The organism is Streptomyces sp. NBC_00370 (assembly GCF_036084755.1).
Classification (GTDB): domain Bacteria; phylum Actinomycetota; class Actinomycetes; order Streptomycetales; family Streptomycetaceae; genus Streptomyces.
In genome coordinates, this window is record NZ_CP107968.1 from 1277858 (window position 1) to 1290849 (window position 12992).

Annotated in this window: 17 protein-coding genes and 1 riboswitch; of the genes, 4 read left to right on the plus strand and 13 right to left on the minus strand. The window is 70.4% G+C overall.

Annotated features, from left to right (window positions below; genetic code table 11):
* Positions 1-63: 63 nt before the first annotated feature.
* The 4 genes from OHS57_RS05535 to OHS57_RS05550 form a co-directional block, all read right to left on the minus strand.
* The gene (locus tag OHS57_RS05535; protein WP_328581209.1) at positions 64-537 is read right to left on the minus strand and encodes a hypothetical protein; all 474 of its coding nucleotides are present in this window, start codon (positions 535-537) and stop codon (positions 64-66) included.
* Positions 538-578: 41 nt separating this feature from the next.
* Entirely contained in the window at positions 579-1022 is a 444-nt protein-coding gene (locus tag OHS57_RS05540; RefSeq protein ID WP_328581210.1) for a cupredoxin domain-containing protein, read from the minus strand.
* A gap of 48 nt (positions 1023-1070) precedes the next feature.
* Entirely contained in the window at positions 1071-1649 is a 579-nt protein-coding gene (locus OHS57_RS05545) for a COG4315 family predicted lipoprotein (protein WP_041997965.1), read from the minus strand.
* Positions 1650-1797: 148 nt separating this feature from the next.
* The gene (locus tag OHS57_RS05550) at positions 1798-2331 is read right to left on the minus strand and encodes a hypothetical protein (protein ID WP_241778811.1); all 534 of its coding nucleotides are present in this window, start codon (positions 2329-2331) and stop codon (positions 1798-1800) included.
* 74 nt (positions 2332-2405) lie between these two features.
* Here OHS57_RS05550 and OHS57_RS05555 point away from each other — a divergent pair, with 74 nt between their 5' ends.
* A complete protein-coding gene (locus OHS57_RS05555) occupies positions 2406-3134 on the plus strand; it encodes a lysophospholipid acyltransferase family protein (protein ID WP_042000251.1) in 729 nt (242 codons plus the stop codon).
* A gap of 18 nt (positions 3135-3152) precedes the next feature.
* Here OHS57_RS05555 and OHS57_RS05560 read toward each other — a convergent pair whose 3' ends face one another.
* The 8 genes from OHS57_RS05560 to OHS57_RS05595 all read right to left on the minus strand — a co-directional run bounded on the left by OHS57_RS05560 (position 3153) and on the right by OHS57_RS05595 (position 9744).
* Positions 3153-4730: an alpha/beta hydrolase gene (locus OHS57_RS05560; protein WP_328581211.1), complete on the minus strand. Its 1578-nt coding sequence runs from the start codon at positions 4728-4730 to the stop codon at positions 3153-3155.
* Positions 4731-4857: 127 nt separating this feature from the next.
* Positions 4858-5589: an urease accessory protein UreD gene (locus OHS57_RS05565; protein ID WP_328581212.1), complete on the minus strand. Its 732-nt coding sequence runs from the start codon at positions 5587-5589 to the stop codon at positions 4858-4860.
* Positions 5586-6287, minus strand: coding sequence for an urease accessory protein UreG (gene ureG, locus OHS57_RS05570; protein ID WP_328581213.1), 702 nt, complete (start codon positions 6285-6287; stop codon positions 5586-5588). The genes OHS57_RS05565 and ureG overlap by 4 nt, the downstream gene beginning before the upstream one ends.
* Positions 6288-6332: 45 nt before the next feature.
* Positions 6333-6995 (minus strand): urease accessory protein UreF, encoded by a 663-nt coding sequence (locus OHS57_RS05575; RefSeq protein WP_328581214.1) that lies wholly within the window; start codon positions 6993-6995, stop codon positions 6333-6335.
* On the minus strand, positions 6995-8716 hold the full coding sequence (locus OHS57_RS05580) for an urease subunit alpha (protein ID WP_041997953.1): 1722 nt from the start codon (positions 8714-8716) through the stop codon (positions 6995-6997). The genes OHS57_RS05575 and OHS57_RS05580 overlap by 1 nt, the downstream gene beginning before the upstream one ends.
* Complete coding sequence (locus OHS57_RS05585; protein WP_328581215.1) at positions 8709-9020, minus strand: urease subunit beta; 312 nt, start codon at positions 9018-9020, stop codon at positions 8709-8711. The genes OHS57_RS05580 and OHS57_RS05585 overlap by 8 nt, the downstream gene beginning before the upstream one ends.
* A 16-nt stretch (positions 9021-9036) precedes the next feature.
* On the minus strand, positions 9037-9339 hold the full coding sequence (locus tag OHS57_RS05590; RefSeq protein WP_041997949.1) for an urease subunit gamma: 303 nt from the start codon (positions 9337-9339) through the stop codon (positions 9037-9039).
* An 87-nt stretch (positions 9340-9426) separates the two neighbouring features.
* A complete protein-coding gene (locus tag OHS57_RS05595; protein WP_328581216.1) occupies positions 9427-9744 on the minus strand; it encodes a type II toxin-antitoxin system Phd/YefM family antitoxin in 318 nt (105 codons plus the stop codon).
* Positions 9745-9813: 69 nt separating this feature from the next.
* On the opposite strand from OHS57_RS05595, the gene OHS57_RS05600 reads away from it, so the two are divergent.
* Positions 9814-10458 carry an ATP-dependent Clp protease proteolytic subunit gene (locus OHS57_RS05600; RefSeq protein ID WP_328581217.1) on the plus strand — a complete coding sequence of 215 codons (645 nt, stop codon included), beginning with the start codon at positions 9814-9816 and terminating at the stop codon, positions 10456-10458.
* A gap of 329 nt (positions 10459-10787) precedes the next feature.
* Positions 10788-10958, plus strand: a riboswitch (cyclic di-AMP (ydaO/yuaA leader).
* Positions 10959-10961: 3 nt separating this feature from the next.
* Positions 10962-11435 carry a C40 family peptidase gene (locus OHS57_RS05605; RefSeq protein ID WP_041997943.1) on the plus strand — a complete coding sequence of 158 codons (474 nt, stop codon included), beginning with the start codon at positions 10962-10964 and terminating at the stop codon, positions 11433-11435.
* A 15-nt stretch (positions 11436-11450) separates the two neighbouring features.
* On the opposite strand, the gene OHS57_RS05610 is transcribed toward OHS57_RS05605, so the two are convergent.
* Positions 11451-11882 (minus strand): ATP-binding protein, encoded by a 432-nt coding sequence (locus tag OHS57_RS05610; protein WP_041997941.1) that lies wholly within the window; start codon positions 11880-11882, stop codon positions 11451-11453.
* Between the two features lie 248 nt (positions 11883-12130).
* Between OHS57_RS05610 and OHS57_RS05615 the strand changes: the two genes are divergently transcribed.
* Entirely contained in the window at positions 12131-12985 is an 855-nt protein-coding gene (locus tag OHS57_RS05615) for a helix-turn-helix domain-containing protein (RefSeq protein ID WP_328581218.1), read from the plus strand.
* Positions 12986-12992: the final 7 nt, after the last annotated feature.

Consider the following 12992-nt stretch of genomic DNA (forward strand, 5'->3'; position numbering starts at 1 on the left):
ACACCTGGTGGGGGTGTGTGTCGAGATCGTTTCATTGCGATCAGGTGAATTCGCCCCGGTACGTCAGGTGCGCCGGCGCCGGCCGTGGCCGTGCCGCGAGCCGCCGCCGCCCGCGGTGGCGGCGTCGCGGTGCGGCCGGAAGATCAGCAGATAGACGGTGGTCACGATGGTCACCGCCTGGGCGATGACGGTGAGCCGTTTCTGGCCGTACCAGATCGGCTCGTACATGTTCGGGAACCAGCCGAGTTCCCCGACGTTGACGTAGCGGTACACCAGCAGGAGCGCGAGGCCGCCTGCCGCGACCGACCAGGCGAAGACGTCACCGGGCACCCGCCGCCACACCAGTACGAGCAGCGCCGCCAGCGCGGCGGCGCCCGCCTCGATGCGGAAGAGGGTGCCCTGGCTGATCGCGGTCGTCGTGATCGCGTCGTACCTGTCGGCCAGATGGGCATGCAGATAGGCGTCGACCGCGAGTCCCGCGGCGGCGAGCACCCGGGCTGTTCCCCGCAGAAAACGACCGGAGGTCGATGACGGCATGGCTGCTCCATTCGAGCCGCCGGCCGGCGGCGGGGACCGGGTTATTTGACGGTGAGTGTGCCCGTCATGAACGGGTGGATCGTGCAGTCGAACGGGTAGGCGCCCGACTTCGACGGTGCGGTGAAGGTGACGGTCTTGCCCACCGCGATGTCGCCGGTGTTGAAGGCCTTGCCCTTGGTCGCCGTCATGGTGTGCGTCGTCGTGTCCGAGTTGGTGACGGTGACCTTGGTGCCGGGCGCCACGCTCAGTGTGGAGGGCTTGAACTTGAAGTTCTTGATGACGACCTTCGCCGCCGTCTTCCCCGGCTGCGCCGAGGAGGACGAACTGCCGGACGGGCTCGGTACGGCGGTGGTGGCGGCGGGAGTTGACGAACTGTCACCGCTGCCACCGCCGTTGCTGTCGGAGCAGCCGACGAGGGCGGTCAGACAGACGGCGGAGGCGACGGCGGCGAACCGTGCCCGGCCGGTGTGAAGTGACAACAGCATGAGGTCTCCGAAACGCTCGTCGGCCGGACCGGCCGCACTGGCCGGGGGTCAGTAACCGGTTCCGCCGCTGTTCTGCGCGTTCTTGGTGATCTTCTTGCCCGACGGGTCCACGACGTACCACTTGGCGCCGAAGTTGTTGAGGCCCTGGCCGTTGGTGTTGCCGGCCTTCGTGTCGCCCTGGAACCGGTAGAGCGGGTGACCGTTGTACGTCACCTGCTTGAGGCCGCCGTCCCTGGTGATCGTCGTGAGCAGGTTGGCCTTGAGGCCGCTGCCCAGCGTCGGCTTGGTCTTGTCGGTCAGCGGCGGCCACGCCGTGGCGCACGCGCCCGTGCAGTTCGACTTGGTCTTGGTGTCCTTCTCGAACAGGTACAGCGTCCGGCCCTTGTCGTCGACCAGGATCTTGCCGAGCGACCCCTTCGCGACGGACAGGGTGGGCTTCGCCGCTGACGTGGCCGAAGCGGAGGCAGAGGCGGAGGCGGACGCTGCCACCTCGACCTTGCGGCCGCTGTCGTGGCTGCCGGTGGTGTGGCTGTCGTTGTCACTGCCGCTGCCGGAGCACCCGGCGACCGCCGCTGCGAACAGCAGGGCGGCGGCCGTCGCTGTGACTGTCCTGGTGTGCTGTCTCATTCAGGGACTCCTCTGGGTCCGTCCGGCCACCCCGTGCGGGCAGCGCGAGGCCGGCCCAGGCGGGGCCGCCAGCCCCAGTGGACAGCAGGCCCTGAGCCCCGGCCACCGGGACGGGTCCGTCCGGGTGCCGGGGGGTCCCGGGGAGGAGTCAGGCTTCCTCGAAGTAGGCGTCCAGAACCGCGTCCAGTTCGGCCTCCCACTCCTTGAGGCTGCTCCTGGCGGGTGCCTCGACGTCCGCCTCGTACGAGTGGCGGTCCGTGGTGTGGACCGTGACGGCGAACCGGCGCCCGAAGCGGGGGCTGCCGACTTCGACGGCGCCGATCTCGTCCCAGCGGAACTCCGCTTCTTCGCCGTCCAGTTGGAGCCGGACCCCGGAACGGTCGGCGGACATCGAGCTGCGCCGGTCGCTGACCTCGAAGACGGGCCCTCCGGCTGCGTCGGCGGCCGGCGGCACGTCGTCGTCGGCCTCCCCTGCGGCCGGTTCCGCGGCGGCGGGTTCTTCGGCGCCGGGCTCTCCCGCTGCCGGGCTCCCGGCCTCCTGCTCGGCGGCGTCCTGCGGCGCTTCCTCGGGGACGGTGTCGTCGGCCTCCTCGGCGGTACGGGGTGCCATGAGCCCAGGGATGTATCCGGGATCGGTCCCCGCTGCGGGTACGGGCTGGATTTTCGGATCGATGCGCTCCACGGCGGGCAGTATGGTCGATGAACCTGTGCGAGGACCACTCGGTCCCGGTCCGGCAGAGTGAGGAGCACAACGCCGTGTTCTACTACGTGCTCAAGTACGTCCTGCTAGGCCCGCTGTTGCGAGGTTTGTTCCGGCCGCGGATCGAGGGTCTGGAACACATCCCGGCGGACGGGGCGGCGATCGTCGCCGGCAACCATCTCTCGTTCTCCGACCACTTCTTGATGCCGACGATGCTCAAACGCCGCATCACCTTCCTCGCCAAGGCGGAGTACTTCACCGGGCGCGGCCCCAAGGGCCGGCTCACCGCGTTCTTCTTCCGGAGCATCGGTCAGATCCCGGTGGACCGCTCCGGCAAGGAGGCGGGCAAGGCGGCCATCCGTGAGGGGCTGGGGGTGCTCTCCAGGGGGGAGCTGCTGGGGATCTACCCGGAGGGCACCCGGTCGCACGACGGCCGCCTCTACAAGGGCAAGGTCGGGGTCGCCGTGATGGCGATCAGCGCCGGGGTGCCGGTGGTGCCGTGCGCCATGGTGGGCACGTTCGAGCTGCAGCCCCCCGGGCGCAAGCTCCCCCGGATCGGCCGGGTCACCATCCGCTTCGGCAAGCCGCTGGAGTTCTCCCGCTACGCGGGCCTGGAGAACGAGAAGGCGGCGATCCGCGCGGTCACCGACGAGATCATGTACGAGATCCTCGCGCTGTCCGGGCAGGAGTACGTGGACCGCTACGCGGCCGATGTGAAGGCCGAGCAGACCGGACAGAAACGGGGGCGCCCGGCTCGCGCCGGACGCCCCCGCCGTACTGGCTGACGCTCTTACCGCGGCGTCCTACGGCACCGGCGTGGCGTGCGGGCCGCACGTCGCGTCGTGCCGGTCGAGCGTGCCCTTGAGCAGGTACGCCTCGACCTTGCCGTTGATGCACGGGTTCACCAGGTTGGTGATGCCGTGCGATCCGGCGTCCTGTTCCGTGATCAGCCGCGAGCCCTTGAACCGCTTGTGCAGTTCGACGGCGCCCGCGTACGGCGTGGCCGCGTCCCGGGTGGACTGCGCGATCAGCACCGGCGGCAGGCCCTTGCCGGTCTTCACCGTCACCGGGGTCTGCTGCTTGACACCCCAGGTCGCGCACGGCAGGTTCAGCCAGGCGTTGCCCCAGGTGAGGAACGGGTAGTCGCGGTTGAGCCGGGTGTTGTCCCGGTCCCACTTCTGCCAGCTCGTGGGCCACTTGGCGTCGGCGCACTCGACGGCGGTGTACACCGCGTTGCCGTTCTCGGCGGAGATGTTGCCCGCCGTGTTCGACAGGTCGGGACCGGCCGCGTCGACCAGTGCCTGGGTGTCGCCCTCCCGGAACTTGCTCCAGACGTCCGCGGTCGGGACCCAGCTGGAGTCGTAGTACGCGGCGCCCTGGAACAGCACGTCCAGCTCGTTGGGGCCGACGACCCCGCCGAACGGCGCCTTCTTGGCGGCGGCGCGCAGCGTCTCGTACTCCGCCGCGACCTGCGCCTTGGTCGTCCCGATGTGGAAGACCGCGTCGTTCTTGGCGACCCAGGTCATCCAGTCGGCGAACCGGCCCTCGAAGGCGACGTCCTGGTCCAGGTTGGCCTGGTACCAGATCTTCTCCTTCGACGGGTTGACGACGCTGTCGACGACCATGCGCCGCACGTGCGAGGGGAAGAGCGTGCCGTAGACGGCGCCCAGGTACGTCCCGTAGGAGACACCCAGGTAGTTGAGCTTCTTCTCGCCGAGCCCGGCCCTGATGACATCCAGGTCACGTGCGGTGTTGGGCGTCGTCATGTGCGGCAGCATCCAGCCGCTGCGCTCCTTGCAGCCGTCCGCGTACTCGGCGGCGAGCTTGCGCTGCGCGCGCTTGTCCGCCTCGCTGCCGGGCCGCGGGTCCAGCTTCGGCGCCTTGACGTACTCCTGCGGGTCGATGCAGGAGATGGGCGCGGAGTGGCCGACGCCGCGCGGGTCGAAGCCGACGAAGTCGTACGCCTTCGCCGCGCTCGCCCAGATGGCGTTCTTGTTGACGACCCTGGCGGGGAACGCCATGCCGGAGCCGCCGGGGCCGCCCGGGTTGTAGATGAGCGCGCCCTGGCGCTCCTTGGCCGTACCGGTGTTGCCGATCCGGTCGACGGCGAGCTTGATCTGCTTGCCGTTCGGCTTGGTGTAGTCGAGCGGAACGCTCACCCAGCCGCACTGGATGCCCTTGGCGATGCCCCAGTCGGCGGGGCACTCCTGCCAGGCGATGCCCTTCTTCGCCGCCCGCTCGGCGGCGATCTTCGCCCCGTACGCTGCGGAGTTGTCGTGATGGCGTCCGTCGGCTGTGGCCGACGGGGCGGCCACGGCGCCGGCTATGAGCGCGCCCGCGAGCAGAGTGCCGGCCGAACCGAGCACTGCTGTACGTCTCAAGTGGATCCTCCCCCTGTGTGGTGCGCCGCTCGTGGCAGCGCATGTCCGTTGGGCTCCCCGGGATCCTTTCGTCTGTGACCTTGCTGGGTACAGGCTGTGGAAGAACTTTTTTGCCGCACTGACCTTTTCAGCCGTCGTACAACGCCTCGTCGAGCACCCGGCGCAGCAGTCTGGCGTCCGGTGCCACGGCTGTGACCAGCGCGCCGGGGCCCGCGAGCGGGGTGAGGACGGCCGCGTCGCCGAGCAGCCGGGTCTCCCGCGGTTTCTCCGCGAACTCCGGCCCGGCGAACAGCAGCTGGCCCGCGGCCCGGTGGCCGCCGAGGACCGCGGGGCCCGCCCAGCCGCCGGGTGCGCCAGGACCGTAGGCCACCTCCTGGTCGAGGAGCGGGCGTCCGGCGTAGCGGACGGCGAGCCTGCTGGTGAGGGTGCCGGACTCCTCGCCGTGTCGGCCCAGGATCTGTTCCTCGCGCAGGACGAGCCGGCCGCCGGCCGCGATGTCGGCCTGGGTGCGGGTGCGCAGGTCGCTGCCGTGCACGGAGATGATCTGCTGGGGCAGCCAGTTGAGCGTGGCGCCGTCGCCGACCGTCAACCGCAGGTCGTAGCGGGCGTGTTCGGGGGTGCGGCCGGGCAGCGCGACCGTCGCGGCCGCCGCGTCCACGGTCAGCACCGCGCCGTCCCGTACGTCCACCTCGACGGTGAGCCGGTCGCCGCCGAGCGGCGCTGTCATCGCGCCGACGAGGGTGACCCGGATACCGGGGCCTGTGGCGCGGGTGCGGCGCAGGGCGAGCGGTCCTTCGCCGTGCAGCACGGGCAGCCCGTCCGGGGTGGCGACGATCCGGGCGGTGGCCCGGACGCTCACGCGGCCCAGGCCGTGAGCTGTGCGCGTACCCAGTCGGCGACGGGCCGCACCCCGTCGAGCGCCTCGCCGGGCGCGCCGTGCAGCGACTTCAACGAGGTGAGGACGACGGGGAGTTCGCCGCGCTGTTCCTTGGCGTCGCGGGCCATCCTGCCGAGGTCGGAGCCGACGTGCGGCGCGAGGTCGGTCTTGTTGATGACGAGCAGGTCGGCGGTGGTGACACCGGGGCCGCCCTTGCGCGGGATGTCGTCGCCGCCCGCGACGTCGATGACGAAGATCTGTGCGTCGACCAGCCCTTTGGAGAAGGTCGCCGTCAGGTTGTCACCGCCGGACTCGACGAGGATCAGGTCGAGTGGTCCCACGGCGTGTTCGAGGTCTTCGACGGCTTCGAGGTTGGCGGAGATGTCGTCGCGGATCGCGGTGTGCGGGCAGGCGCCCGTCTCGACCGCCTGGATGCGCTCCGGGGGCAGGACGGCGTTGCGGAGCAGGAATTCGGCGTCTTCTCGGGTGTAGATGTCGTTGGTGACGACGGCGAGGGAGAGCTGGTCGCGCAGGACCCGGCAGAGTGCGGCGACGGTCGCCGTCTTGCCGGAGCCGACCGGGCCGCCGAGCCCGATGCGCAGGGCGCGCCGGGTGCCGTCGGGCCGTACGGCGTCGGCGCTGACGGCGCCGGGACCCGGCTGGGGGTGGTCGAGATGCATGGTGCGGCTCCTTCTTTCGGTGGTGCGTGTTCGGTGGGACGCCCGTTACGAGGCGAACAGCCGTACCGGCCAGGCGGCGTGGGCCTCCGCCGTGATGTCGAGGAGCGGCGCCGAAGCGGCGGGCAGCGCGTCGACGCCGTCGTAGGCGGCGCGCGCGGCCCGTTCGGCGACCTGGTCGAGTTCGGGGGCGAGCCGGGCGAGCACGGCGGTGGCCTGGAACGGGTCGAGGCCGAGGAGGCGTACGACGGCGGTGGCGGGGCCGCTGACCGTCTCGTACGCCGCGCAGTGCCCGGCGTCCTCGGGGGTGAGCCCCGCGGTGCGCGCCGTGAGTCCGAGGACCACCGGCTGGTGCGCGCCGCGTGGCCGGGCCGCGGCGAGTGCGTCCAGCTCCTCGCCCGGCCAGGTGACGCGGGCGGCGCGCATCAGCTGTCTGCCGAGTTTGCGTGCGGTCGCCCGCAGGGCCGGTGACGGGGTACGGGCGTCGGCGGCCTCGTCGAGCGCGAGGGGGTCGATGCCGTGGGCGGCGGCGGCCGCGAGGGCGGCGGCGGTCAGGCCCGTGGTGTGCAGCCGGCCACGGCAGAAGGCCGCGAGGGACGTGGCGTCATGGATCCGCCCCGCCTTGACGGCCGCCTCGGCGCCGCCGGAGTGGGCGTGGCCCCCGGCGGGGAACCGCCCGTCGGCGAGGACCAGCAGCGCCGCGCGGCTCATCAGAAGAGGAAGTAACGCTGGGCGAGGGGGAGTTCGACCGCCGGGGCGGGCTCGACCGGCTCGCCGTCGATGGTGACGGTGAAGGTGTCGGCGTCGACCTCGACGCGGGGCAGCGCGTCGTTCTCCCGCATGTCGGCCTTGGTGACCTGCCGGGTGCTGGAGATCGCCTTGAACTCCTTGTGCAGGGCGAGGCGTTCGGGGAGTCCGTCGTCCAGCGCCGCCTGCGCGACGAAGTTGACCGAGCCGGCCGCGGCCGCCCGGCCCAGCGCGCCGAACATCGGCCGGGGCAGCACGGGTTGGGGGGTCGGGATGGAGGCGTTGGCGTCGCCCATCTGCGCGTAGGCGATCTGGCCGCCCTTGATGACGAGTTGCGGCTTCACACCGAAGAAGGCGGGGTCCCAGAGGACCAGGTCGGCGAGTTTGCCGGTCTCGACCGAGCCGATCTCCTGGTCCAGGCCCTGCGCCACGGCCGGGTTGATGGTGTATTTGGCGACATAGCGACGGACCCGGTGGTTGTCGGCGCGGCCGTCTCCGGGCAGTGCGCCGCGGCGCTTCTTCATCACGTGCGCGGTCTGCCAGGTGCGCATGATCACCTCGCCGATCCGCCCCATGGCCTGGGAGTCGGAGGAGATGATCGAGATGGCGCCGAGGTCGTGCAGGATGTCCTCGGCCGCGATGGTGGAGGGCCGGATCCGGGACTCGGCGAAGGCCAGGTCCTCGGGGACCGCCGGGTTGAGGTGGTGGCACACCATCAGCATGTCGAGGTGTTCCTCGATGGTGTTGACGGTGTGCGGCCGGGTCGGGTTGGTGGAGCTGGGCAGGATGTGCGGCTCGGAGACGACGGTGATGATGTCGGGCGCGTGCCCGCCGCCCGCGCCCTCGGTGTGGTAGGCGTGCACGGTGCGGCCCGCGATGGCGGCGAGGGTGTCGGCGACGAAACCGGCCTCGTTGAGTGTGTCGGTGTGCAGGGCGAGCTGGGCGCCGGTCTCTTCGCAGACGCGCAGACAGGCATCGATGACGGCGGGCGTGGCGCCCCAGTCCTCATGGATCTTGAATCCGAGGGCGCCGCCGCGCAGTTGGGAGTGCATGGCGTCGCTCGACATCGTGTTGCCCTTGCCGAGCAGCCCGATGTTGACGGGAAAGGTCTCCAACGCCTCGAACATCCGGGCGAGATGCCAGGGTCCCGGGGTGATGGTGGTGGCCTTGGTGCCCTCGGCGGGTCCGGTGCCGCCGCCGACGAGGGTGGTGATCCCGGCCGACAGCGCCTGGTCGACCAGGGTCGGCGAGATGAAGTGGACGTGCGCGTCGACGGCACCGGCCGTCACGATCTTGCCGTTGCCCGCGATGACCTCGGTCTCGGGTCCGATGACGAGATCGGGGTGCACCCCGTCCATCGTGTCGGGGTTGCCCGCCTTGCCGATGCCGGTGATCCGTCCTTCCCTGATGCCGATGTCGGCCTTGACGATGCCCCAGTGGTCGATGACGAGCGCGCCGGTGATCACGGTGTCCGGCGCGCCCTGCGCCCGGGTCGTACGGGACTGGCCCATCGACTCGCGGATCACCTTGCCGCCGCCGAACACCGCCTCGTCGCCCGCGAGTCCTGGACCGCCGCTGCGGTCCTCCTCGATCTCGACGAGCAGCTCGGTGTCGGCGAGACGGACCCGGTCGCCGGTGGTGGGGCCGAACAGGTCGGCGTACACCGGGCGGGAGAGCTCAGCCATCGAGGGGACCTCCGGTCTGTGCCCGCAGGCCGGGGACGACACGCCGTCCGGCGAGCGGGACGAGGGTGATGTCGACGGGGATGCCGGGCTCGAAGCGGACGGCGGTGCCCGCCGCGATGTTCAGCCGCTTGCCGTGCGCGGCGGCCCGGTCGAATTCGAGGCCGGGGTTGACCTCGGCGAAGTGGTAGTGCGAGCCGATCTGGACCGGCCGGTCGGCCACGTTGACGACGGTGAGCGCGGTGACGTCGCGGCCGTCGTTGAGGACGATGTCCCCGTCGCCGTACAGGATCTCTCCGGGAATCACGGGCGGTTCCTTCCCGTCAGACGATCGGGTCATGGACGGTGACGAGCTTCGTGCCGTCCGGGAAGGTGGCCTCCACCTGCACTTCGTGGATCATCTCGGGGATCCCGTCCATCACGTCGGCGCGGCCGAGCACCGTACGGCCCGAGGCCATCAGCTCGGCTACGGTACGGCCGTCCCTGGCGCCTTCGAGCAGGTGTGAGGTGATCAGGGCGACGGCCTCGGGGTGGTTGAGCCGCAGTCCGCGCGCCCTGCGCTTCTCCGCCACGTCCGCTGCCACATGGATGAGCAGGCGTTCCTGCTCGTGCGGGGTCAGTTGCATGTCTCCACCTCACCGTGTCCGGCCCGTGGATGGCCGGACATTGCAGGTTAGAGGCGAAGTTTTTCCGGCGCGTTAACTGATCATGCTCTACCGCTGGTCACGCGGGTGCTCGGAGCGGTGCTGCCCGGGGTGGTGGGCGGCGATGCCGAAGCGGGCCGGTTCGCCGGGAGCGGAGGGTCCCTGGCCGACGGACGAGACGGACCGGATCACCTGCTCCTCCTCCCGCTCCCGCTGCTCCTCCTGTGCCTCCTCGCGCTCAAGTCGCGCCAGGTCTGCGGCGGACACCAGGGCCACGAGCGGCTTGCCGTGCCGGGTCACGACCACGCGCTCGTCCCCGTAGACGACGCGGTTGATCAGGTCTGCCAGCTCTGCCCGGGCTTGCGTCACCGGAATCTCATAGGCCATGCTCCCCATGTTACGTGTTGTACGTCCTGTACATTTTCTACAGAGCGCCGCATGAGGAGAGCCATGCCCATGAACCGCCCTTCGGCCCGCTACGTTCTGCCCGAGTTCTCCGAGCGGACCAGCAACGGGACCCGCACGCTCGATCCGTACTCCAAGCTGTTCGAGGAGCGGATCGTCTTCCTCGGCACCGCACTCGACGACACCTCGGCCAACGACGTGATCGCCCAACTGCTGCATCTCGAATACGCGGCGCCCGACCGGGACATCTGTCTGTACATCAACTCGCCGGGCGGCTCGATCAGCGCCATGTCGGCCATCTACGACACGCTGCAGATGATCACCTGCGACGTGGAGACCACCTGTCTCGGCCAGGCCGTCTCCACGGCGGCCGTGCTGCTGGCCGCAGGCGCCCCGGGCAAGCGGATGGCGCTGCCGGGCGCCCGGATCGTGCTCCAGCAACCCGGCTTCGAGGAGCCCGTCCAGGGCCAGCCGTCCGACCTGGCGATCCACGCCGGGGAGTTGCTGCGCCAGCGGGCCATGCTGGCGGGCATCCTCGTCCGCCACACCGGCCAGGACGACGCGCGGGTGGCGGTCGACATCGAGCGGGACACGATCTTCGACGCGGCCGGCGCCAAGGCGTACGGGCTGGTCGACCACGTGGTCCGCAACCGCAAGACGTCACCGAGCGTCCCCGGGCCGGCCGGCGGCCGGTGAGCCGCGCCCCCCGTTCGGACGCGCCGACGGCGACACGCCCCGCACGTTCGGCGTAGGAGACGCGACGACCGGTTGACGGGCGCGAGTTGCGGGACGCGGCGGAGGTTTGCCGGGCGCGCCGCGCTCGCGCCGCAGGTGGGGCCCTCGGCGGCGGGGCGTGGGCGGCGACTGATCGTCATCCGGATCACCGGATGGGTCAAAAGTGACGTATTTCACATATCACTATTTCAACTCGGAAAACGCCCCGTGCCGGGACACGATCCCTGGGTGACAGGTCGCAAGACCCCGCCACCACGGCGGGGCGGTCCGGGCGGACGCCGAGTCCTGCCGCCGTCCGGATGCCTGGTCGACATGAGTGGATCGGCAGGAGTGGAGGACCCGAGCAGTACGGGACGGCCCGGAAACGAGTCTCCCTCGGGGTGAAGCCGCCGCGGCGGCCGGGCAACTTCGCCAGCCCGAACCCGACAGGTCATCCTTCACAGGCGGCTGACGAAGGGTTGCGCATGACTGCGCAGACACATGTCCCGTCCTTGCTCTCACGGGCCCGTACCGTCTCGGGTCTGACGCTCGTCGCCGTCGGCGGCATGCTGCTGGCGCCGGGTGCGGCCGCCGAGGCGCATGCCGCCACGCTGGCGACCAAGGCGCTGCAGATCGCCGCGTCGAAGAAGGGGGCTCCCTATCAGTGGGGGGCGTCGGGTCCTAGACGCTTCGACTGCTCAGGGCTGACGCTCTATTCGTACAAACAGGCGGGGAAGAAGCTCCCGCGCACGACGCAGCAGCAGTACAACAACACCAGGCATGTCCCGGCCGCCGGACGGCGCCAGGGCGACCTGGTGTTCTTCCATTCCGGGCGCAGCGTCTACCACGTGGGGATCTACGCGGGCAGCGGCAAGATCTGGCACTCGCCGAAGACGGGCGCCGTGGTGCGGCTCGAACGGATCTGGTCCAAGAGCGTCTGGTACGGCCGGGTGCGCTGAACCGGGCGGCGGTGCTCAGGTCTGCACGACGACGGGCCACGGCAGGGCGATCCAGACCGTCTTGCCGCCCTCCGCCGTCGGGACGACGGTCATCCGGCCGCCGCATTCGGCCGCGAGCCAGCGGATGATGACCATGCCCCGGCCGTTGTCCTGCTGGACCGCCGCAGGCAGCCGCTGCGGCCAGCGGGGATGACTGTCCGTGACGCCGATCCGCAGCTGCTCGTGGCGTTCGAGGCGGATGTCCACCGTGAAGGTGGGTGACTGGCCGAAGGTGTGCTGGACGGCGTTGGTCGCCAGTTCCGAGACGATCAGGCGGACCGTTTCGGCGGTGTCCGCCTCGCCGGGCAGTCCCCACTCGGCGAGGACGTCGGCGACGTATCTGCGAGCGGCCGGCACCGAGACCGGATCGCTCGGCAGGGTGACGGATGCTTCCTGATGGTCTGCCATGACGACGCTGTCCCTTTCCCGCCGGATCCGATATCCGGCACAGAACGGTTGACTGCGCGGAGGGCTCCGGATCCGTCCTCCACGTCAGAGTGTCACTCATCGTGCCTCCGCCCCGACCAATCCACCGAGATATGCATATATCTGTCGCTCGAAGCGGTGAACTCTGCGACGCGAGAGCGTATTTGGGCGGCCGAAAGATACCTTCTCCGCGATATGGCCGTAACGGGGGCGGAGAAGGGGAGTTGATCATGCGCAACGGTCCGGCGGTACGCCGCCGCAGACTCGGCGAGGAGTTACGCAGACTGCGCCGCGAGGCGGGTCTCACCAGCGACGAGACGGCGCGGCTGCTCGGCTGGCACCAGTCGAAGGTGAGCCGGATCGAGACGGGCGTCAGCGGGGTGAAGGAAGCGGATCTGCCCAGGCTGTTGGACGCGTTGGGGGTCACCGACAGCCGATTGCGCTCCCTGCTCGGCACCTTGGCGGGCGCGGCGGGCGGCGGCCAGGGGTGGTGGCAGGCGTACGGCGGGGTGATCCCGCCCCGGTACCGGGACTTCATCAGCCTGGAGTCGCAGGCCCGCACGGCGCGCACGCTGGAGACCTCGGTGGTGCCGGGGCTGTTGCAGACGCCCGGCTACGCACGGGCGGTGACCCGGGCGGCGCTGGACGGCCCGCCGGCCACGACGGTCGACTCCCTGGTGGAGGTGCGGCTCGCCCGCCAGGAGGTGCTGCGCGCGCCGGATCCGCTGGCGCTGCACGCGGTGCTCGACGAGGCGGTCCTGCGGCGTGAGGTGGGCGGGCCCGGTGTGATGCGCGAGCAGTTGTGGACCTTGCGGAAACTCGCCGCACTCCCCCACATCCGGCTGCAGGTACTGCCGTTCAGCGTCGGCGGCTATGTCGGCCTCACCGGGCCTTTCGTAATCTTCTCTTTCCCGAACATTACCGATCTGGATTTGGTCGTTCTCGACCACTTGACGAGTAGCCTTTATTTGGAGCGGGAAGAAGACCTTGAGGCGTACTGCGCCGCGTTCCGCACGTTGGAGGCGCACGCCCTTTCGCCCGAGGATTCGCTGGATCTCATCGCCGGGATCGGTGACGGCGTTTAGGGAGCAT